Here is a 21,407-nt window from a genome sequence, read left to right on the forward strand (position 1 = left end):
AGGTCTAACTTCATAAATTTACTTAAAGCTTCTTTTCAAGAGCTACAACGCTAGAGGTAACCGCTTCTTTTTGGCTCTCAACCAATTCTACACGATCTGAGATTTCTGTCAAAGCCATGTTTATCCCACGCTCAAGTCCAAGTTGACCTTTGCGAGGTTCAAAGAAAGCCTTGGCTTCAGCAAGCATTTCAGCTGTCTTGAAGGTGTTGCCTGAATAAGTAATGTAGTGATCAAAGCTCATGTCACCTCCAAGCTTCTTTACTACCCAATCCCAGTTAGCTTTCAACCAGTTCCAGACCTTCTTCTGTGTGAAATCTTTCTTGATCAAGTAGTTATACCAGAAAAAGAGATCTTGTGGTTTTATTTGTTCAGCATCTTTTTGAGCATCCAAAATTGTTTCAACAACTGAATCGAGCTTTGTGTTTGACAGAGCTGCACCTAATTCACGTTTGTAGAAGGACTCGCTACTAGATTTATAATCTGCAAAAAATTTATCAGCTAATTCAACTGAGTCTGAAACCTTGATCTCATTAATCAAAACAATTGGTCGAACATCCGCTGGAATCTTTGAAGTATCTGACTCAAACTCAAGATAAAGTTTTTTTGCCTTTTCTACAGCGTCTTTGTTTTCTCCAATAATTAAGTTAGAAAGAACAAGAGTACGGAGAGCCTCATCGTCTGCGCTTTCACCCTTGATTTGTGTCCAACCAAGTCTAGCATATTCCTTCACAAACAGTTTGTTGCGAAGCGACTTGAAGGCAACATCGGCTTCTGCCCCTTCTTCAATAAATATAGCCAAATCTGCCAAAAGTTGATTTACCGCATTAGACACAGTGTAAGACTTCTCGCCAGAATAGTAACCAAGAATCTCGATCAAAGTCGAATATTCAACGCGTTGAGCTTTAGTAAGAAGTTTCAAGTCTTGGAGAAGTTGGAACTTTGTCAGGTCGTCTTGAGAATCAAGATTGGTTAAGATGGCGTCAAGTAAGGTTGCATCATAGTTTACGATATAGTGAGCAGTATTTTCTTGATTAATCAGGAGTGGCTTACCCTCTTCAAGCTTGAAATTAGGAATTTCAAGGCGTTCAGCTGTCATGACCTCAGGAAGGGCATCATAGTTTGAACGAAGTGGTATTTGCCAGATGCGTCCTTTTTCCTCACCTTCACCAGTAAAGAATTGCTCTTGTGAAAGGACCAATTTACCGTCATAGTAATTTACCGTCAACACTGGATAACCAGGTTGCTCCAACCAAGAATTCATAAATACAGCTACATCACGACCGGAAGCTTCTGACAGGGCAGCCCAGAGGTCTTTACCTTGAGTATTACCATATTTATGTGTATCAAAGTAGTCATTTAAACCTTTTGAGAAGTTCTTATCACCCAACCAAAAGCGAAGCATGACCATAAGACGTGCACCCTTGGCATAAACGATGGCTGGATCAAAGAGAGTATTAATCTCTTCAGGCTCATTTACTTCAACATGCACAGATTGAACACCATCAATTGCATCACGATTCAAAGCAAGGTTAGCTTCAACTGCTGAAAATTGTGACCAAAGATTCCATTCTGGATGGATAGCATCAACTGCTACATATTCCATCATGTTAGCAAATGATTCATTCAACCACAAATCATCCCACCACTTCATAGTAACCAGATCCCCAAACCATTGGTGAGCAAGTTCGTGAGCCACAACGGTTGCAACATATTGCTTAGTCGATTGGGTCGCATGAGGCTCCGCAATCAAGCAGGCCTCTCTATAAGTTATGCAGCCCCAGTTCTCCATCGCACCAGCTGAGAAGTCAGGTAGTGCAATATGCCAGCTATGTGGCAATGGATAGGCCACACCAAAGTAATCTTCATAAAATTCTATAGCTTTAATTGCAATATCTTTGGCAAATTCGAGAGACTCTGGTGCGTGTACTTTAGTAGAAAAGATACCAACTTCAACACCTGTCTTTGTCTTTCCCTTGACAGCTTGCATATCTCCAAAGGCAAAAGCAAGTAAGTAGCTCGACATCTTGACCGTACGCTTAAAGAAATGAATTCCGTCTTTTTGTTCAATTTCAGGCATGTTTGAAACAATAATATCGTTTGCTTCTTCATCAAATTTTATGGAAAGATCAAAAGTTGCCTTGGCTTCAGGTTCATCAATACAAGGAAAGGCTTGACGGGCAAAGTGAGACTCAAATTGAGTTGAAACCAGTTGACGTTTCTCTCCATTTATTTCGTAATAAGAGGGGTAAATACCCATCATATTGTCAGTTAGCTTTGCTTCATATTCGATTGAAAGAGAGACTATGCCTTTTTCAGTGAGATTGACTAAGACTTCTTCTGCTGCACTATTCAAAGTGAAACTAGTATCAGTGCCCAAGAAAGTGATTTTATTAATTTCTAGATCTTTGGCATGAAAGGCAACTGGTAGATTCTTTGCCTCTCCAGTAATGACTGTCTTACCTTTGATAGTCTTTGCTTTTCGGTCGATATCTAGAAAAACTTCGTAATTTTCGGGGATAAAGTTTTCGATTAAATGTTTAACTGCCAATTTGAACTCCTTATATAGTATTCTTTATATTTTATCATTTTCTGACAATTTTTCCCAACTAAAAATTAGCCCTTATTTAAAGACTGATTATTAAAGTTATTTACCTGCAACAGTTCTCTTTCTGGACAGTAAACGAACGAGACAAAGAACCCAGCTAATCAACACAACAATCAAGGCAATTTCAAAGGAAAAATGGATACCATTAATGAAAACACCTGGCTGATCCTTGAGGTAAGTTGTTACCTTTTTACCAAGTTGGCTAGACATTGACATAAATAGGGAAATAGTTGCTACAGAAGTCCCCAGTACAAAGGCAACATTTCGAATCAAGGAATTGACTGAACCAACAATTCCTAGATAATTACGCTCGACCGTTTCCATGATGAGAGCATTGTTAGGACTTTGAAATGTGCCCATAGCTGATCCCTGGATAAACAAAATACCTGCAACCATGTATGGAGATGAAGTTGCGTTAATAAAAAAATAACCAACTTGCGCGACAACAATTAAACAGATTCCAATAAAGGTAACAAGTTCCTTATCAATCCGATCAGACATCCAGCCAGAAATTGGCGAAAAAATCAACATTCCCACTGGGTAGCACATCATGATTAGACCTGCAAATCCTGGCACAAATCCCTTGAAGTCTTGAAGATAAAAAGGTAAGAGAATACTTGAAAACATGGCTACGGTAAAGTTAAGTAGAGCCATGAACAAGGAAATTGATAAAAGCTTTGATTTGAAAATGTTCAAATTCAAAAGTGGTATAGTCTTTCGCTTCTCGGTAATCACAAATGTTACAAAAAAGATTATCGCAAACAATGCCGCAATTAAGATAATTGGATTTGTCCAACCAATTACTTGTGCAAAGTTTAAAGTCACAAAGATCAAGACCAAGACAATCATCATTTGGAGACCACCAATTAAATCAATATCTTTGATACTCCCATGCGATTCATCCTTAGGGAGGGCACGATTGCCATAAATCCAAGCAACGATTCCAATAGGTACATTTATCCAGAAAATATAATTCCAACTTGCGATTTGAAGAATTAAACCTCCAAGTGCTGGACCAGCAATTGCACCAACCGATACAAACATAGCATTGATTGAGAGAGCACGAGCTCTAGTCTCAATCGGAAAAATTTGTGCAACAAGTCCAAAGCTAGTTGCCATCATCATTGAAGCCCCCAAAGCCTGCACAACGCGTGCTATCAACAAAATTGTAAGGCCTTGACCCAAATTCAATCCTGCAAGGAATGAACCAAATATAAAAATTCCCCAACCAATTTTTGTGACTTTAGACTTCCCAATCAAGTCTGAAAGTCGCCCGAAAATCAGAATAATCGCTGAAATAACGATCAAATAAATAGTAACAACCCAAGTCACTTGAGAAGTCGTGACATTCAATTCGCGCGACATTGTGGGAAGTGCAATATTAACAATTGATCCATCCAAAGTTGACATAAATGTAAAAATACCAATAGCAATCAGTGCTTTGATACGAGGTTGGACTTTTCCTGCCATACATGGTTCTCCTTAATAAGCTAAAAGTAAAGCTATAAAAAGTTTACACTTTTTATTCCGTAGAGCAATTGTAATTAATTAATATAATGTATATTTATTGCTTTTTATGTGTCTTTTCCCCCCAAAAAATACTAAGCTGTAGATTAAATAAGGGCAAAAAAAGGAGCCTCTGGACTTATCCACCTGATGCTGAACACTAGTGACATGGTCCAAGAGTCCTACTCCTAATAATTAGATCTAGTTATATTTTATAAGAAATTTGCGAATTCATTTGAAGCAACTTCTAAATTTTCACGATCCCCTGAAATTAATTCAATCTTAATTTCCCTCACAGCACGCTCAACCAGGCCTTCAACATCTAACTTTTGCTCATAAAACTCTGCTTTATTGAGCTTTGGATTTGTCTTTGGATTAGGTGGTGCAAAGATAGTACAACAGTCTTCAAAAGGAAGAATTGATAAATTGAAGGTGTCAATCCTTTCGGCGAGTTCAATAATTTCCAACTTGTCCATTGTAACAACTGGACGGATAATTGGTGTATTGGTCACAGCATTAATCACTTCCATTGACCCAAGCGTTTGTGAGGCAACTTGTCCAAGTGACTCTCCATTAATAATAACCTTACCTTCACGGAGTTCACGAATCTTATCGACAATGCGAAGCATGAAACGGCGGGTCAACGTCATTAGGTAAGTTTGAGGCACCTTATCACGAATTTCTTCTTGAACCTCTGTAAAAGGAACTTCAATAAATTGAATTGAGCCACCGAATACCGTTAACTTTCCAGCCAAATCTTTGGCCTTTTTTAAAGCTCCAGGAGACGTGTACGGAGGACTAGCAAAGTGAACTGCTTCAATTTCAACCCCACGCTTAAGCGCCAAATAGCCTGCAACTGGTGAATCAATTCCACCAGATAGCATAAGATGCCCGCGTCCAGCAGTTCCAACAGGCAAACCACCCGCACCCCTGATTGTCTCATAGCTCAAGAAGATCTCTTCTGAACGAACCTCAACACGTAAAGTTATATCTGGAAATTTCATCTGTACCTTAGCATAATCAAAATTGTCAAAAATTAAATCACCCAAAACCTGATTGATTTGCATTGAGTCCAACTCAAAGCTATGATCCGCTCGACGGGCTTGAATCTTAAATGTCATATTAGGCAGATAAATGTTATTAAAGAGAGCAACGACAGTTTCTTTCAAAACCTCAAGATTTGCATCAATCTTCAAAGACGGGGAGAAGTTTTGTAGACCAAAAACCTTTCTCAAACGTTCTGCTACAACATTGTAATCAGCACCATTCAGGATTACATGTGCATGATCACGATTCGCAGTGACCTTTACTGGTAGATCAGAGAGAACATCAATCATATTATGAGCCAGACGGTTGATGAAAACTCCTCTATTTTTTCCCTTGGTTGAAAGTTCACCATAACGAACCAAAACCTCTGTATATTCAGTATTAACCATGAAAGATATTATATCATATCTCCCCCATAACTTAGATCTTACAATCCTCAATTTTAATCTAAAAATATAAGCCCAGTAAAGTTTTCCCCCCCCCTTTAAGCATGTTATAATCATATGCATAAATATAAATGATTACGGTTAGGAGAACGATAAACCTTAATGATATAGATTTTGGCCCGATTTATTTACAAAGAATTACGAGAAACAAAAAGAATACTGTAGCCTGATTTTTCTGGGTCAGTCGTGAATTGTGCCTCAAGTTATAACTTTTTGATCCTGGGAGTTCGATTTTAATCATTGATAAGTTTTGGCAAATTGCAAATTTAATTTAGCCACCCCGATACATCTGAAATGGTGTCTGATACTTGAACATTTTTCTTGGATAACAATTCATCCAAGTCTCAATTTTAGCAACTGCTGAAGCTGTTGTTTGCTTCGTTCCTTTGGGTAAGAAGCGTCGGATCATGCGGTTATGATTCTCATTGCTTCCACGCTCAAAGCTGGCATAGGCATGACAGTAGTACACCGGACAAGTCACTGCTTCATGTAAACGGGCGAATTCACGGCCATTATCTGACGTGAGGGATTCAAACTGAACCTTCTCTTGAAGTGCTAAAAGTGCCGTATTGACAGATTGGGCAGACTTATCTGGAATCAGACGAATGATTTCGAAGCGTGTTTGGCGCTCTGTGAGTGTCAAAAGACAGTCATTTTTTTCTTTGGTCAACAGCACCGTATCGATTTCCCAATGGCCGAATGCTTCACGATGGTTAATTTCCTCTGGACGTTGGTCAATGGACAAGCCATACGGACGCTTGGGGTGAGTTTTTCGGAGCTTCTTAGCCTTCTTATAATGCGGATAAAGTAAATTATGATATTTTACATCAAGCCAGCCTTTGTCCACCCAGTGATAGAGGGTGCGCAAGCAAACACCTGTCAGTTTTTGGAGAATCACTTCTAATGATTTCTTATCTCTGACACCCGCACTTATGGTTTCATTGAGGGCCGATGTAAGCTTAGAATGACGACCACAGTGGCTTTTATTGGCGCTGTGGTATTCTTGTGCATGAGACGCAGAGTACTTTGTCTTTATTTTTAAGTGCACTTCCCCTTTACGAAGTTCATTGTTTATTGTTTGGGGCGCTTTATTCAAGAGCTGAGCGATCCGACGATTACTTAGCTTCTCCTTGTTGTGCCAACGTTCAATCAACTGACGTTCTGTATAAGTAAGTTCCTTGCCTTTTGTGTTAAAATAACCGTGCATCTGAATTCCTTTTCTACTTGTCTTCTTTCAAATTCAAGTATAAGAAATTCAGGTGTTTTTTTCTTGCTTCAGGTGGCTAAACTAATTTTACAATTTGCCATTGATAAGTTTTTTAAAGTACTTAAGAATATTAGTATTTTACCTAATGATTACACATGTCTAGTTCAACTATAAAGATACCAAGAATCCGATCTACTTGTCTGAGGTAAAAATGGCCTTTACTACACACAGTAATATCGCTTTAGAAAAGCATTATATCAAGTTTTTTTGAAGAGAAGTATGAGAAATCCATACAATGCTTTAATTTTAGCTCAGTAAAAGGAAGACATTTTTCATCATCTGGCGAAGATCTTCTACTTACACATGGAATCAGATTTATATTTGATTATTTGATGGCATCGTTTATTGCCTCTTGAAGAAGATATCGAAAAATGCATACTTTATTTAGAAATTCAAAAGAGAAATTCAAAGTTGATTTGGTCAACGCTCGAACCAGAGATTTTCATTTAAAGTGTGTTAGAATATTAGGTGATTGAAAATTTTGATTTGGCACTTTTCTCTCGCTTTATCAAATAAAAATAAACTAGGGGTTTTATATTAATGTCAGAAAAAATAGAGCTGAATGACCAAGAAATAGTCCGCCGGGAAAAGTTAACCAAATTGAAAGATATGGGCATTGATCCTTTTGGGCATCGATTTGATCGTAGCCACTTATCCACAGAGCTTCATAAAGAATTTGATACAAAATCAAAAGAAGAGCTTGAAGAAATGAACTTGACGAGTGTAATCGCTGGTAGAATGATGACCAAGCGTGGTAAAGGTAAAGTTGGATTTGCTCACTTGCAAGACCGTGAAGGCCAAATTCAAATCTACGTTCGTAAAGATGAAGTCGGTGAAGAAAACTACGAAATTTTTAAGATTGCTGATCTTGGCGACTTTCTTGGCGTTGAAGGCCAAATCATGAAGACAGACACTGGAGAAGTGACTATTAAAGCTAGAAAATTGACTTTTTTATCAAAAGCACTTCGCTCACTTCCAGAAAAATATCATGGTCTAACAGATACTGAAACCATCTACCGAAAGCGTTACTTAGATTTAATCTCAAACTCTGAATCAATGAATCGTTTTCGTCTTCGTAGTAAGATCATAAGCGCAATTCGAAACTATATGGATAATGAGGGATTTCTCGAAGTTGAAACACCTATCCTTGAAAACGAAGCCGGTGGTGCAGCTGCCCGTCCTTTCTATACGCATCATAATGCGCTTGATATTGATATGGCTCTCCGTATTGCGATTGAGCTTCACTTGAAACGTCTGATAGTTGGTGGTATGGAGCGGGTTTATGAGATCGGTCGTATATTCCGTAATGAAGGTATGGATGCAACTCACAACCCTGAATTCACCATGATGGAAACTTACGCAGCTTACATGGACTTTCAAGATGTAATGGACGAGACAGAAGGAATCTTCCGCGCAGCTGCTCGTGCAGTAAAACCTGAAGGTGATCTTATTTTCAAATACGCTGGAAATGACATTGACCTGGGTAAACCATTTGCACGCGCTCACATGCTTGACTTAATCAAGGATCGTACAGGTGTAGACTTCTGGGAAAAAATGACCCTTGAAGAAGCTAAAACTCTTGCAACAAAATACAAAGTGCCAGTTCAACCTCATTTTACAACTGGCCACATCATTAATGAATTTTTTGAACAGTTTGTTGAAGGAACATTGACTCAACCTACCTTTGTTTATGGTCATCCAAAAGAAGTTTCACCATTAGCCAAGATGAACAAAGAGGATAATCGTTTCACAGATCGTTTCGAGCTCTTCATTGCTCAACATGAATATGCCAATGCTTTCTCAGAATTGAATGATCCAATTGACCAACTTGAGCGCTTCGAAGCTCAGGCACATGATAAGGAGCTTGGAGATGATGAGGCTACAGGTGTAGACTACGATTATGTTGAAGCTCTTGAACATGGTATGCCACCAACAGGTGGGCTTGGCGTTGGTATTGACCGTTTAATCATGCTGTTGACAGGTGCAACAACAATCCGTGATGTGCTTCTTTTTCCAACTATGCGATAATGTGTTTACGGTATTAATTAAATAAAGTATATTAAAAAATTCAGGTTTCAAGCCTGAATTTTTTAATATACTTTATTTAATATTTCTTTAATATAATATTCAGAATCTGTAATTTGAATATTATTTTCGTCAAAATTAAGCAATGTAATGGATTTATCTCTATAAGCAATGATAGCTGGAAATTTATACTGATTCGGTATCGCATCAGCAAAGAAAAGTCGAGTAGTTTCAACCTCTCCATCAATTGATTCGTCAGTCAAAACAGTGACGCTTGCAATATTGTTATCATGAGGATAGCCAGTTTCTGGATCAATAATATGGTGATAACTTTTTCCTTCTTGAGTAAATGCTCGTTCAGAAATTCCAGATGTCACAACTGAACCTGCTCCACTTTTAATGACAGCTATTGTCTCCTTCGTAGATCTCAACGGATCCCTAATCCCCACTCGCCATTTTAAATCTGGTTGATGAGGTGCATTACCCACTAACAGAAGATTTCCACCAAGATTTATGATACCTGATTGAATAGACCGTGATTTCCATAAATCAGCAACTCGATCAGCAATGTATCCCTTAGCAATTGCTCCCAAATCAAGCTCCATTCCATCTTCCTTGAGAAAAATCGTCTGATTAATTGGATTGAGTTCGATATTTACCGGGTTGGTAAGCTGTAATTTTTCAATTATCTCAGATTTACTAGGAACTCTAGCATCCTTGAAACCAATGTGCCATAGCTTTACCAATGGACCAATGGTAGCATTAAAACCAAAATGTTCTAAGCTTTTTTCAATAGCTTTTTTCACTAGTACAAACGTTGCTAGGCTGACCTGCACAGGTTCGATACCAGCCTTATCGCTAATTGAAAGCACTTCAGAAGTCTCTCGATTTACGGTAAAAATCTTTTCATAGTACTGAATAAGTTCATTGCTTTCATCCAGTAGTTCTTTATCTTGACTTCCAAAAATCGTTAAATTAATAACTGTTCCCAGTCCTCGATAGTTCTTTGTAATCTTTGAATGACCAAGTTCTGTGATCATCTTTACTCATCTGCACTTTCCATTGCGTCTAAAGCCCACGCTAACTCTTCTTCTATATTTAATCGATTGGCTTCTAATTCATCATCTACTTCATCATCTACTGAAGCACCAGTGTCTGCGTCAATTTGGCTAAAATCTTCAATGGTCCAGACTTTATTCTCAGATTTATCGCTAGAATTGCTACTTTTTAACTTTTCTTCTTGATTTGATATAGGTTTGATAATATTTACATAAGAGATAAAAGCAGTGAAACAATGTTCGAGCCATGTAATTGTTCGCTCATCAATCAGGTTCCCATTTATATCAAATGCCTTTGCAGCATTTCCCAGTAAAAATTGATTTCCTGGAAGCACAAAGGAATTAAGACCTGGACTAGACAAAATTTGTCGAAGGTTTTCTTGAGCAAAAACAGTACCCATATTTCCTAATGATGCTCCCACAATCATGACTGGTCTATTAGTTAGAGGATGGAACTCCCCCCAGCTCAACCATTCAATGGTTGATTTCAAAGCTGCTGAAATTGAGTGATCATACTCGGGGGTTGAAAAGATGATACCATCAGAAATTTCAATAATTTGAATTAAATCATTGACACGTTTTGGTACTTCAACGGCATCTTCAATGAACATGGGAATATCTGAAATTTCTTGAATTTCAATATTTGCCTGAGTTCCAAAATGCTTTTTCATAAACCACAAGAGTTTTCGGTTGTATGAAAAACTCGCATTGGTGCCAACGAGGGCGATAAAGTTCATCTAATCTCCTTAAATATAACGTTTTATGAATATACAAACTAATCTTTATGTCTTGATAAGTCTACATCTTCAAGGGGAATAATTTTTGTGTTGTACTTCCATTTATAGCTGAAATACAAAATAATAAAGATAGGAAAGGCGGCATAAGTCGCCAACGCTTGGCCCCATTGGGCACTGAAAAGTTGTGCTGGGTCAAGATTGACCATAATGGCTAAGGTCATTAATAACGCTAAAATTGGGCCAATTGGAAACCATTTAGCCTTATATGGTAAATCATTCAAATCTTTATTTTGTACCATATAAGCGCGACGGAAACGAATATGACTAAAGGAAATACCTACCCAGGCTAAGAAACCAGTTAGGCTTGATAAGTCAACTAGAAAGATATAAATTTGAGTTCCAAAAATTCCTGTCAAAAAGGCCAGAACACAGATTATTGAAGTCAGAATCAAGGCATTAATAGGGATTCCGTTTTTTGCAACTTTACCAAAGATGTTTGGGGCTCCTTTTCCTTTACCCAATGAGTAAAGCATACGCGTTGAAGCATACATAACCGAATTGGCTGATGATATCACTGAAGTCAGAATAACAGCATTCATAACAGAAGCAGCCAGGGCAAAACCGATATTTTTAAATACAATAGTAAATGGGCTCATGACGGCTGTTGAATTTGGGTTGAGCAAACGTGAGTCCTTATAATTAATAATAGCTGCAATTACGATAATTGTCAAAATATAAAAGAGCAGTATACGCCAAAAGATTGAATTCATGGCCTTAGGAATTGATTTTTCAGGATTCTCCGACTCACCTGCAGTAACACCCAATAATTCCGTCCCTTGAAAAGAAAAACCAGCAATCAGAAGCACTCCAACGAAGCCATAAACTCCACCAATAAAGCCATGATTCCCTGCTGTCAGATTTCCAACCACATTTACATTACCTTGACCTAGAATACCAAAAATAGTCAGCACACCTATTGCCACAAAGAGAGTGATGGCAACTACCTTAATCATGGCAAGCCAGTATTCAGTCTCACCAAAAGCTCCAACCGCTAAGACATTGATAATAAAAATCAAAATCGTTGCGACACCTGAGAATATCCAGGCTGGGATGTGAGGAAACCAGAACTGAGTAATTAATCCAACCGTTGTCAAATCAACGGCAATCGTAATCGCTCCATTAATCCAGTAGTTCCAAGTTAAGGCGAAACCAAAAGCGGGATCTACGTAACGTGAACCATAATCGCCAAACGAACCCGTTGTCGGTAAATAAGTTGCCATTTCTCCCAAAGAGGTCATGACAAAGTAAACCATTATGCCAATGAAAACGTACGCAGATACCGCTCCCAAAGGACCAGCTTGTGAGATAGTTGCACCTGAAGTTAAGAAAAGTCCTGTTCCGATCGTCCCACCGAGTGCAATCATTGTAATATGACGTTGTTTCAGATTTCTTTTTATCTGATTATTGTTTTGATTATTTAATTCTAGATTTTCCATATGAAACTTTCTTATTATAAAGATCTCAAGCTATCTAACTTAAACAAAAGACCAATTAGTCTTCACTAACCGGTCTTTTTTAGAATCACCGGCATAGATAGCAACAGCAAAGCTGCATCTATACCTTCGTCAGACACAACTCATTATCTATGCAAATGATGGTGTTGAATAAACATGTGATTCTTCCTTTCTTTAGTTAAAGTCATATGTATAATACAACTTAATTCTGTTTAATTATACATAACCCTTTGTCATTATGCAAGAATTTAACTTATTTTTTTGCTATACTGAAATCATGAAAAATAAGAAAAATATTCAAATATTAACTGGAGCAATTATTATTTTGCTACTACTTAGCCTCGGCGCCTTTTTTGTTAATAAAAAAGATACTGCAGGATTCACGCTTACCTCGCTTGATGGAAAGATCACGAAACAAGCAGATTTAAACGCTCTTAGCTTCCCACAATTGTCAACCAAAGTCGCTAAAGATGAGGCTGAAATCGAGTTAATCACGACTGATGGAAATATTGATATTAAACTTTTTCCTAAGCTCGCGCCTATGGCAGTTAAAAATATTCTAACACTTGCCAAACAAAACTACTACGATAACAATCAGTTTTTTCGCGTCATGAGTGGATTCATGATTCAAACGGGTGATCCAAGTAACACAGGAACGGGAAGCAAGGTCATAAGTACAGTCAATAATGGAAAACCTTTCGCTACTGAGATCTCAAATCAACTTTATAATATTCGTGGAGCAGTCTCACTTGCCAATGCAGGTACAGCTGATTCATCAGCTGCTCAATTCTTTATTAACCAAAATAATCAAGATGCAACTGGACAATTAACTAAATATCTGTACCCAGATTTAATTAAGAAAGCCTACGAAAATGGTGGGAACCCAAATCTTGACTCTGGTTACACAGTATTTGGGCAAGTTGTGTCTGGCATTGACGTAGTTGACAAGATTGCTTCTGGTGCTGTTACGGCGAATTCGCAAGGGGAGAAGTCTACACCAACTAGCCCCGTCACCATCAAAAGTGTTTCTATTTTGAAAGACTATAATTTTTCTAAGTAAACGGAATTAATATAATTTTACAAAAAATGCATATCATAATTGATGTGCATTTTCATATTTCTTTAATTCCTGATTCAAGCAAACAAATTAAATCTTCTGGAAGCCCACAATCAACTTCGATGAGATTTTCACGAAAATGATTATCAAATCTAACATAATGACAGTGTAAAGCTTGACGTTGAATCTTGTGAGTATCCCCTCCGTATAAATCATCGCCTAAAAGTGGATAGCCAATATAAGCGAGATGAACACGAATCTGATGCGTTCTACCTGTATGGAGCGTTACGTCAAGAAGTGCCAAGCCATTTTTTACCATAATAAGTTGATAGCTTGTCTTTGCTGACTTTGCTTCTAAGAGGCCATCAAATCTAACACGACGTTCAATAATTGACCCTTCAGCTCTACCAATAGGAGCATCTATAACTCCTGATTCAGCCAAATTCTCATCCCATTTCACGATTGCATAATATTTTTTGGTAAAATCCGAATTCTGGGTCTTGAGAATAGAATGAGCAAAACTATGCTTGGCAAAGATCATGATTCCGCTAGTATCACGATCAAGGCGTGTTGCTAAGTGAACTGTCTTATTAGGGTACCCGTGAGAAATAAAATACCCAGCAACATAATTACACATGGAACCAGTTGGTGCTTTTAAACCTGTGATTGATGGAATACCATAAGGCTTATTTATTAATAGGTAATCTTCATCTTCATAAAGAATCTTGAGATCAGTTTCTTCCGCAATTAGTTCATCATTTACTGGCTCATCAGGTGTAATTATTTTAACGATATCTCCTACTTTAACTCTGAAGACTGCATTTTCTTCTTTTCCATTCACTAAAATTTCCCCTCCGTTAAACTTTATCTTGGAGAGAAGTCTTTTAGAAACATGATGTCTTTTCAGAAAAAATTTAACTTTCTGATTTTCAATATCTGCGTGATACGTAAATTCCATTAATTAACTTTTACTAATCCAAATCTTCATAGTTGGCATCTTATTCTGAACCGATGAAGTTATTTCTCACTCGAGACCAAAATGGAGTATGTGCACAATTTGCAAAAGCAATAGTATGGCCATCTAAACTGTATACCACTTCTTTTAGATTAGTCATTTTATATTCTTTTTGATCGATGGTGAACCAAAGTTCATTTTCTGATTCTGGTATTATAGTGATACTGTCTTTCTTGGCTACAATCATAGGAGAGCCTAAGGTACGAAAAATTCGATTATTAATTGAAGCAATTTCAGCCATCTGCATGGCTTCAACTTGAGGATGCATTACAGCACCTCCGATCGACTTATTATAAGCAGTTGAGCCTGTCGGTGTCGAGACAACCAACCCGTCCCCTCTAAATTTTTCAAAAATAAAACCGGATATATTCACTTCAGCAACCAAGGTTTCTGCACCACGACGGACTGTAGACTCATTCAGAGCATAAAAAGATTTACTATTTCCATCATCAAGGTTAACTTTTACCTTTAGCAATGGATAATGTACTGCATTTCTCGGATCTTCATTTTTCAACGCAGCCACTACTTCATCTAATTGGCTGGATAAGAAATCTGTATAAAATCCAAGATGGCCCGTATGAACACCAACAAAACGAATCTTATCAGCCTGAGTTTCATATTTATGAAACGCTGAGAGCATCGTCCCATCACCGCCAATTGAAATGACAATATCAGGGCTTTCTTCATTAAATTCAAAATGTCCATCCTGAACTAATTGTGTTTGAATCAATCCTGGTGAAGCTTGATGTTCTTTGGTCCTTAGACTTCCTGATGCTAAAAGCTTTTCACGAAGCTTCTTGGAAGTCTCTTGTGAATGCAAGCTTTCATTATCATAAATCCAAATTTTCTTTACCATTCTCGTCCTTAATTATTATCTATTCTAATCATTGTCAATCAACCCGTCAGGTAGAGGACGTTCTCCATCAAAAAGCAGTTGAGCTTCTTGGATTTCTTCACGAATGTTTGACATCTCACGGTCCAAAGCATACGCAATTTCGGCCGTTCTAGACAAACGATCGCGAATATCTGTGGGAATTTCTCCTTCATACTTGTAATTTAAAGAATGTTCTATAGTTGCCCAGAAATTCATTGCAAGAGTACGAATCTGAATCTCGGCTAAGACCTCTTGATGCCCATCGATAATGTCAATAGGATACTTTATTATTACATGATAGCTCCGATAACCTGACTCTTTTTGATTATTGATATAATCTCGTTCTTCAATAATCTCAAAGTCTTGACGTCTGTGCAAAATTTCTAGCACATCATAAATATTTTCCACAAACTGGACCATAATCCTAATTCCAGCAATATCTTCCATTTCAACAATCTGGCTAGGCTTGTAACCTCGTCTTTTGGCTTTTTTTTGAATTGAATCCAAACGTTTGACTCGTCCTGTTACAAATTCAATTGGCGGATAGATGTTTCTTTTTTGATATTGCTTACGAACGCCACGTAGTTTTATTTTTAGCTCGCCAACTGTCTGCACATACGGATCTAAAAATTCTTCCCACTCTTTTTTATTCATGTGATTTCTACCTCCCTGATGCACACCGACTTTGCAATACACTACTATGTCAGATAATTTGACGAGATTATGATACAATCAAAATATATTTTAACACAAAGAAAGTCAAAATGCCTACACATTTAGAAATTGAATTCAAATCTCTCCTCTCAATGCCTGAATATGAACGATTACAAAAATTATTCAGCCACGTTAAACCCGTCACGCAGACAAATTATTATTTTGATACCAAAGATTTAAAGATGCGCGAGAATCATCTTTCCCTTCGAATCAGATGTTTTTCTGAGACTGCAGAAATGACTTTGAAGGTACCACAAGAAGTTGGAAATCTAGAATATAATATTGATGTACCTCTAGTTGAAGCAAAAAGTTTAATCGAAAATAAGTCTCTTGTTAAATGCCAGCAAAATATCTCAAGTATCTGTGATATAATTGCCGAACGAGGACTCACTTTTTCAGATATTACCTGTATTGGTTCCCTCAGAACAACACGCCGTGAATATCAAATGTCAATCGGTTTAGCCGCTCTTGACTTCAACGAGTACCTTGGAACTTCTGATTATGAATTTGAACTAGAAGTTGAAAATGACAAACAAGGTCAGAATGACTTTGATGAATTTTTGGAAAAAAATGGGATTGAATTTCGATATGCTCGAAGTAAGGTTGTTCGCTTCCTAGATACTTTGAAGCATAAAAGCAGAGAGAAAGATTGATATGGCTTCTCTTTTTTTTTACTTCATTCATATGAAATAAACGGAAAGTTATAAGTCAGGAGTAAATCATAATAATTTTCTACCTTAATTACCCATCTTTATAATTTCATCCATGGAGTCATCCAGTTCAATCTTTTCTTAATTCATTTTGTGTTGCAATTATGATCCATGCTATGATAGGTTTTTCAAATTTTCCGATGAATTAAAATATAACTATCATAAACTCATGTTTGAGTAGTACAGAAAAATTCTCTATCACTAAATTATCATGACAGTTACCATTATGACTCATTGATTGGATAATCTTATTAGATTTAAGCGTTAAAACATAATGCTTCATCTGATATGTCCAACCATGTTGGAGTGGAAAGTACAGCGATAAACACATTCAGAGATATTTTCTATGGTCAGAATTAAAGTTGTTAAGATCGCTTGATAAGTATGATTGCTTAGTGATTTAAAAGCTGGAAACCTCGTTGTTAAACAAGTAAAGATAAGAATTGAGATAACATTTTCTGAACTTTGTTTTCGTAATATTCAAATTTGTGGTGTCCGTTGTAAGTTTTTGATGTCAAATAAAGGTCTTAAAGTTTCTGTGAAATTTTTTTCGGTTGTACAACTTGTCCCTTACACGGATTAACCTGATGTGATTTGCGCTAATAAGAAGTTACATGAAGACTTATTTTTTCATCAAGCGTTTACCTTCTTGTGATCCACGTAGGCTCTACATTGCTTAAGCAATTTTATCATTGGGCAATATCTTGCGTTAGCGTATTCTTGACGAATTTCAAACCTTTCTTGTTCAATTGCTTCATATTTGTTTGAACATTCAAAATGAGATACTTAATAATATGTTGCTTTGGCATACTTTTCAAAGCCAATGAATACTTTACCATAAGAAAAGACCTTCCTAATTTGGAAAGTCTATATTGTTGGAGTCACATCAATTATTCTTCCGTAGTTTTATTTCTTATTGCTGTTTCGCCGATGTAGTCCGCAAAAGCTTCACCAAAGTCAGAGGCAAGGTTCATCATCTGCCCTTTTTTGACAAATTTCACAAACGGAAGCTTTTTTAATTCCGCCGCTTTTGAATCTGTCTCCCCCGAATTCAAGTAAAGACAGGCGTAGTTTTTCTTTTCTGAAACAAAAACAACTTCTCCAAACTTACTAAGATGACGTGCATCCTTTTTTGAACGGAAAAATACGTAAATTGGCTTGCGGCCATTCATTTCAAAATCCTCGCTTGTATTACCTGATACCTCAATAGGTTCTAAATTTTCAATTTCTTCGATGATGGTGATGACCTCCCTTCAATGGTAAATTTTCATCAATATTAATGTGCTCTGAAACGCTTGAGACAATCACACTTGTTTCTCCAGAAAGTATTTCTTGCAAGTCATTTTCAGCTAATCGAAATGCGTAAACTTTAGGATTCATATTAATTCTCTTTTTCAAATCCTTAAATTCAGTTCGGGAATCAATAAAATTAAGATTTTCATTTAAGGTCTGTAAATCAGCTTGTAGATCAAAATCAGACAAAAACTCTTCACGTGCCTGACAGTAAGCTTGAGCTTGCTTAGTTTTTAAAATGTTGTCCACTAGCTTTTCAATTTCATCATCTATTGCCAGTAGTTTTTCATCCAAATGTAACATATATTCTCTTATTATATCAAAAAAAGTGGCTCATTTCAGCAGCCACTTAGTTATGGTAAGCCTCGAGAAAACTTACTTCAAGTCGTTACGCTCCATGATTTCATCGATTAAACCATAGTCTAAGGTTTCTTTGGCATCCATCCAATGATCACGTTCGCAATCCGCATGAACTTGATCAATCGGTTTTCCAGAGTTTTCTGCTAATATTTTTTCAAGGCGATCACGAGTCTTCTTGATTGAATCTGCAATGATCTGAATATCAGTTTGTTGAGTACCTTGTCCTGTACCACCCATTGGCTGGTGAATCAAATACTCAGCATTAGGTAGCATAAAACGTTTGCTCTTTGTACCACTTGAAGCAATGATCGTACCCATTGATGCAGCCATACCCATAACAATAGTTTGCACATCAGACTTGATAAAGTTCATAGTATCAACAATCGCAAGACCAGCTGAAACAGATCCACCAGGTGTGTTGACATAAAGATAGATATCTTTAGTATTATCTTGAGCATCAAGGAAAAGGAGCTGAGCAATGATGGCGTTAGCCATTGCATCTTCCACTTGTCCTTGAAGCATAATAATGCGGTCTTTCAAAAGTCGGCTGTAGATATCATAAGAACGTTCACCGCGGCTAGATTGTTCAACAACATAAGGAATTAATGCCATTTATATTTACCTCTTTTAAAATTGATAGGCTAAAGCCCAAATTTCACTTTTAATTTGTGATAAATGTATTATAACTCATTGGTCAAGAAAGGTCAAAGATTTAAGTCGGAAAAATATATTGATTTTTTTTTACTTATATTAGCCCGGAATGTTTAAAAAATGGTTATTATGTGGCAATTTTCAATTTAAAGTTAAAACATAAAAAATAAGCTTGTATTTTCCCGGAGCTCTTTGTATAATGACTATATGACTATTTCAGTGTTATTAGCTTTTTTATTTGGTTTTATTATCTCTTTTTTACTCTCCCTTTTCACCTTCTTTATTATTAAACGTTATGATGAAAATCGATATAAAAAAGATTCAGCAATCATTAAGTTGCATAAGGAAATTGAAGTTCGACGTCAACTCAATATTAAGATTATTGAAATTCTCAATCGCCCTGTTTCTGTCTTGGATAAGAATTTTGTTGATCCACGTGAAGATGTTAAAGTAGCTTTTGCAGACTACAATTACTTGAAAAACTTTACATCTTTGCATAATCTGTATATGCCAGTATATTTCATGGATCAGTTCTTCAAAAATCTTTCAAATCATTTAGCCATCTTTGAAGATCAGGACGATTTAAAAAATGGTGGCTATATTTTTCGTGATTCTCGTCGTATCTTTGAAGACTTTTCTATAGTCATCACTAGTGAGATGGAATCAAAGAAAAAAGAACTAAAATCTTTAAAAAATATTTACCCTGAAATTTTAAGAAAACAAAATTTTGATTTGTAAAATTACTGCAGTTAAAAGAGGTCCCTGTTCCATAGTGGCCTCCTTTCTTTACCAAATTTCATTCAAAGTTATTTCCAGTGTAACGTATTTTCTCTTTGCTTCATTATCAAATTGTTCTCTACCGAAAGTTCAAGAAGTTTTTCATGTGCTGAAGCATTCAAAGCTAAAGCAATACCAATTGACAAGACAAAAAGTGAGGATCCCCCTTGGGAGAGAAACGGGAAGGTGACTCCAGTCTCAGGAATCAAGCCAGTTGCTCCACCTACATTTACAAAAGTCTGGACTAAAAGCATAGAACTTACGCCAATACAAATAAATGCATTAAAGGGGTGACGGGCACGAATCCCTACTAACATGATTCTTAATATAAGAAAGAACAAAATTCCTAAAACAATGAATCCGCCTATAACTCCAATTTCCTCTATTACAATTGGAAAAACAAAATCAGTTGAGGCAAAAGGAAGGTAACCTTTTTTTTCAATTGAATTGCCAAGACCCAGGCCCGTCCATCCTCCATTTGAGATGGCAAAATATGAATTTGCTAGCTGTTTTCCATAACTATTTAATCCCGAAAAAGGATCAATCCAAGCCATAAAACGATTATTGAAATATGTAAAAGAACTGAGTGAACTTGGTACTATATTTCCTTTTGTTATTGCTACTAAACCAAAGAAAGCGGTAAATATGATAACAAAAATTCTAAAGATCCCATTTGCCCATTTTGATGAGATACCAGATACACCAAGCAAAATCATTGCAATGATGATACAAATAATGCCATTTCCAAAGTCAGGCATAATAATAACTGCAGCGATTAAAAAAACAATCCAACGACGCCACCCAGAAAATAGATTGGCTAAGAGGTGCTTTTTAGGGAAAAGTTCAGCTAAATCTTTTTTTGCGATGTTTTCTTGTCGTTTGGTTAAAATTAACGCCATATACCAGACAATAAATATCTTTAAGAATTCAGCAGGTTGAATGGTACCAAGTCCACCTGGTAATGGTATCCAACCATGGGCACCATTGACAGGTTTAAATATAAAACGAGCTGCTAAGAGAAGTATACCTTCAATAATAACAAAGACTCCAAGCAGTGTGTTTAATTGAAATGTTCTGATATTTATACGATAAATCAAACTCATCACAACTAGCGATAGTATCAAAAATACTGATTGGGAAATAACTTGTTTATAGATATTTGCACCTAGAGCGACCTGTTCTGGTACGGTGACAGAAAAAACTACTACCAAACCAAAAATAGCAAGAAGTAGGAAAGGTAATAGAATTGAATAGTCTAAGAAATTGGATTTACTTATTTTTTCTGGTTGATTCATGTTGTTGTCCTTATAAGCTAAATCTTATTGTACCATATTCGCAATACATTATAGAGCCATAAGAAAAATCATATTGTAAGCCGAAAAACGAAAACAAGAAGCTTGATATTTTAAAGTTCCACAGTTTATAGTGTTAACCTTCATAGGCTTACCTCCCCATCAATTATAATAATTCTCCCAATTTTCACAATAAATGTTGCTGTGAAAGAGATTATTGAAAAGGTGATCCGTGAATGCAATAAAATCAAATTTTCTGTCATGCATACGTTCTAAAATAGAGATTTATAAATATCATGATCAATTATTATGAATCGTTAAAAATGAAATAGCAATTCACACAACTTAAAGTTAATTTTTCAATTAATGGCAAATTGTAAAATTAAGTTAGCCACCTGAAGCAAGAAAAAAACACCTGAAACCTTTATACTTGAATTTGGAAAAATAAAGTAGAAAAGG

At 36.5% G+C, this 21,407-nt stretch carries 19 protein-coding genes; 4 read left to right on the plus strand and 15 right to left on the minus strand.

Annotated elements, in window-relative coordinates; all coding sequences use genetic code 11:
* Positions 1-22: 22 nt before the first annotated feature.
* The 4 genes from HNQ37_RS04785 to HNQ37_RS04800 all read right to left on the minus strand — a co-directional run bounded on the left by HNQ37_RS04785 (position 23) and on the right by HNQ37_RS04800 (position 6,811).
* Entirely contained in the window at positions 23-2,548 is a 2,526-nt protein-coding gene (locus HNQ37_RS04785; RefSeq protein ID WP_183539823.1) for a M1 family metallopeptidase, read from the minus strand.
* Between the two features lie 96 nt (positions 2,549-2,644).
* Entirely contained in the window at positions 2,645-4,075 is a 1,431-nt protein-coding gene (locus HNQ37_RS04790) for an MFS transporter (RefSeq protein WP_183539825.1), read from the minus strand.
* Between the two features lie 248 nt (positions 4,076-4,323).
* Positions 4,324-5,547, minus strand: a complete 1,224-nt coding sequence (gene thiI, locus HNQ37_RS04795) for a tRNA uracil 4-sulfurtransferase ThiI (protein WP_183539827.1) — start codon at positions 5,545-5,547, stop codon at positions 4,324-4,326.
* Positions 5,548-5,875: 328 nt separating this feature from the next.
* Positions 5,876-6,811, minus strand: coding sequence for an IS30 family transposase (locus HNQ37_RS04800; RefSeq protein WP_183539829.1), 936 nt, complete (start codon positions 6,809-6,811; stop codon positions 5,876-5,878).
* Positions 6,812-7,411: 600 nt separating this feature from the next.
* On the opposite strand from HNQ37_RS04800, the gene lysS reads away from it, so the two are divergent.
* Positions 7,412-8,899, plus strand: coding sequence for a lysine--tRNA ligase (gene lysS, locus HNQ37_RS04805; RefSeq protein ID WP_183539831.1), 1,488 nt, complete (start codon positions 7,412-7,414; stop codon positions 8,897-8,899).
* 62 nt (positions 8,900-8,961) lie between these two features.
* On the opposite strand, the gene HNQ37_RS04810 is transcribed toward lysS, so the two are convergent.
* Genes HNQ37_RS04810 through HNQ37_RS04820 form a run of 3 tightly spaced genes read right to left on the minus strand, consistent with a single transcriptional unit; the run spans position 8,962 to position 12,187 of the window.
* Positions 8,962-9,936: an FAD:protein FMN transferase gene (locus HNQ37_RS04810; protein ID WP_183539834.1), complete on the minus strand. Its 975-nt coding sequence runs from the start codon at positions 9,934-9,936 to the stop codon at positions 8,962-8,964.
* A 2-nt stretch (positions 9,937-9,938) separates the two neighbouring features.
* The gene (locus HNQ37_RS04815) at positions 9,939-10,691 is read right to left on the minus strand and encodes an NADPH-dependent FMN reductase (RefSeq protein ID WP_183539836.1); all 753 of its coding nucleotides are present in this window, start codon (positions 10,689-10,691) and stop codon (positions 9,939-9,941) included.
* A 38-nt stretch (positions 10,692-10,729) separates the two neighbouring features.
* On the minus strand, positions 10,730-12,187 hold the full coding sequence (locus tag HNQ37_RS04820) for an amino acid permease (RefSeq protein WP_183539837.1): 1,458 nt from the start codon (positions 12,185-12,187) through the stop codon (positions 10,730-10,732).
* A gap of 295 nt (positions 12,188-12,482) precedes the next feature.
* On the opposite strand from HNQ37_RS04820, the gene HNQ37_RS04825 reads away from it, so the two are divergent.
* Positions 12,483-13,265 (plus strand): peptidylprolyl isomerase, encoded by a 783-nt coding sequence (locus tag HNQ37_RS04825; RefSeq protein ID WP_183539839.1) that lies wholly within the window; start codon positions 12,483-12,485, stop codon positions 13,263-13,265.
* A gap of 52 nt (positions 13,266-13,317) precedes the next feature.
* On the opposite strand, the gene HNQ37_RS04830 is transcribed toward HNQ37_RS04825, so the two are convergent.
* From HNQ37_RS04830 to HNQ37_RS04840, 3 genes are read right to left on the minus strand one after another with little or no spacing between them, the layout of a single operon-like run.
* A complete protein-coding gene (locus HNQ37_RS04830; protein ID WP_183539841.1) occupies positions 13,318-14,220 on the minus strand; it encodes an RluA family pseudouridine synthase in 903 nt (300 codons plus the stop codon).
* Between the two features lie 40 nt (positions 14,221-14,260).
* Positions 14,261-15,133: an NAD kinase gene (locus HNQ37_RS04835; protein WP_183539843.1), complete on the minus strand. Its 873-nt coding sequence runs from the start codon at positions 15,131-15,133 to the stop codon at positions 14,261-14,263.
* A 24-nt stretch (positions 15,134-15,157) separates the two neighbouring features.
* A complete protein-coding gene (locus HNQ37_RS04840) occupies positions 15,158-15,805 on the minus strand; it encodes a GTP pyrophosphokinase (protein WP_183539846.1) in 648 nt (215 codons plus the stop codon).
* 110 nt (positions 15,806-15,915) lie between these two features.
* On the opposite strand from HNQ37_RS04840, the gene HNQ37_RS04845 reads away from it, so the two are divergent.
* Entirely contained in the window at positions 15,916-16,518 is a 603-nt protein-coding gene (locus HNQ37_RS04845; RefSeq protein ID WP_183539848.1) for a CYTH domain-containing protein, read from the plus strand.
* Between the two features lie 746 nt (positions 16,519-17,264).
* Here the strand turns inward: HNQ37_RS04845 and HNQ37_RS04850 are convergent.
* The 4 genes from HNQ37_RS04850 to HNQ37_RS04865 form a co-directional block, all read right to left on the minus strand.
* Complete coding sequence (locus tag HNQ37_RS04850; RefSeq protein WP_183539850.1) at positions 17,265-17,414, minus strand: hypothetical protein; 150 nt, start codon at positions 17,412-17,414, stop codon at positions 17,265-17,267.
* Positions 17,415-17,465: 51 nt separating this feature from the next.
* Positions 17,466-17,747, minus strand: coding sequence for a DUF2129 domain-containing protein (locus HNQ37_RS04855; protein ID WP_183539852.1), 282 nt, complete (start codon positions 17,745-17,747; stop codon positions 17,466-17,468).
* 49 nt (positions 17,748-17,796) lie between these two features.
* Positions 17,797-18,171, minus strand: a complete 375-nt coding sequence (locus HNQ37_RS04860) for a YlbF family regulator (protein ID WP_183539854.1) — start codon at positions 18,169-18,171, stop codon at positions 17,797-17,799.
* Between the two features lie 72 nt (positions 18,172-18,243).
* On the minus strand, positions 18,244-18,840 hold the full coding sequence (locus HNQ37_RS04865; RefSeq protein WP_183539856.1) for an ATP-dependent Clp protease proteolytic subunit: 597 nt from the start codon (positions 18,838-18,840) through the stop codon (positions 18,244-18,246).
* A 246-nt stretch (positions 18,841-19,086) separates the two neighbouring features.
* Here HNQ37_RS04865 and HNQ37_RS04870 point away from each other — a divergent pair, with 246 nt between their 5' ends.
* Positions 19,087-19,617, plus strand: a complete 531-nt coding sequence (locus HNQ37_RS04870; protein ID WP_183539858.1) for a hypothetical protein — start codon at positions 19,087-19,089, stop codon at positions 19,615-19,617.
* 68 nt (positions 19,618-19,685) lie between these two features.
* Here the strand turns inward: HNQ37_RS04870 and HNQ37_RS04875 are convergent, their stop codons facing one another.
* A complete protein-coding gene (locus HNQ37_RS04875; RefSeq protein ID WP_183539860.1) occupies positions 19,686-20,951 on the minus strand; it encodes an FtsW/RodA/SpoVE family cell cycle protein in 1,266 nt (421 codons plus the stop codon).
* Positions 20,952-21,407 lie beyond the last annotated feature (456 nt).

This window comes from Lactovum miscens, from assembly GCF_014202895.1.
Taxonomy (GTDB): Bacteria; Bacillota; Bacilli; order Lactobacillales; family Streptococcaceae; genus Lactovum; species Lactovum miscens.

Excerpts from the sequence above, each read along its gene's own strand:
- HNQ37_RS04835 (WP_183539843.1), bottom strand. The coding sequence starts at position 15,133 with ATGGTAAAGAAAATTTGGATTTATGATAATGAAAGCTTGCATTCACAA.
- HNQ37_RS04845 (WP_183539848.1), top strand. The coding sequence starts at position 15,916 with ATGCCTACACATTTAGAAATTGAATTCAAATCTCTCCTCTCAATGCCT.
- HNQ37_RS04815 (WP_183539836.1), bottom strand. The coding sequence starts at position 10,691 with ATGAACTTTATCGCCCTCGTTGGCACCAATGCGAGTTTTTCATACAAC.
- HNQ37_RS04870 (WP_183539858.1), top strand. The coding sequence starts at position 19,087 with ATGACTATTTCAGTGTTATTAGCTTTTTTATTTGGTTTTATTATCTCT.
- HNQ37_RS04800 (WP_183539829.1), bottom strand. The coding sequence starts at position 6,811 with ATGCACGGTTATTTTAACACAAAAGGCAAGGAACTTACTTATACAGAA.
- HNQ37_RS04875 (WP_183539860.1), bottom strand. The coding sequence starts at position 20,951 with ATGAATCAACCAGAAAAAATAAGTAAATCCAATTTCTTAGACTATTCA.
- HNQ37_RS04825 (WP_183539839.1), top strand. The coding sequence starts at position 12,483 with ATGAAAAATAAGAAAAATATTCAAATATTAACTGGAGCAATTATTATT.
- HNQ37_RS04790 (WP_183539825.1), bottom strand. The coding sequence starts at position 4,075 with ATGGCAGGAAAAGTCCAACCTCGTATCAAAGCACTGATTGCTATTGGT.
- HNQ37_RS04850 (WP_183539850.1), bottom strand. The coding sequence starts at position 17,414 with ATGGTAAAGTATTCATTGGCTTTGAAAAGTATGCCAAAGCAACATATT.
- HNQ37_RS04860 (WP_183539854.1), bottom strand. The coding sequence starts at position 18,171 with ATGTTACATTTGGATGAAAAACTACTGGCAATAGATGATGAAATTGAA.
- HNQ37_RS04840 (WP_183539846.1), bottom strand. The coding sequence starts at position 15,805 with ATGAATAAAAAAGAGTGGGAAGAATTTTTAGATCCGTATGTGCAGACA.
- HNQ37_RS04855 (WP_183539852.1), bottom strand. The coding sequence starts at position 17,747 with ATGAATGGCCGCAAGCCAATTTACGTATTTTTCCGTTCAAAAAAGGAT.
- thiI (WP_183539827.1), bottom strand. The coding sequence starts at position 5,547 with ATGGTTAATACTGAATATACAGAGGTTTTGGTTCGTTATGGTGAACTT.
- HNQ37_RS04820 (WP_183539837.1), bottom strand. The coding sequence starts at position 12,187 with ATGGAAAATCTAGAATTAAATAATCAAAACAATAATCAGATAAAAAGA.
- HNQ37_RS04865 (WP_183539856.1), bottom strand. The coding sequence starts at position 18,840 with ATGGCATTAATTCCTTATGTTGTTGAACAATCTAGCCGCGGTGAACGT.
- HNQ37_RS04830 (WP_183539841.1), bottom strand. The coding sequence starts at position 14,220 with ATGGAATTTACGTATCACGCAGATATTGAAAATCAGAAAGTTAAATTT.
- lysS (WP_183539831.1), top strand. The coding sequence starts at position 7,412 with ATGTCAGAAAAAATAGAGCTGAATGACCAAGAAATAGTCCGCCGGGAA.
- HNQ37_RS04810 (WP_183539834.1), bottom strand. The coding sequence starts at position 9,936 with ATGATCACAGAACTTGGTCATTCAAAGATTACAAAGAACTATCGAGGA.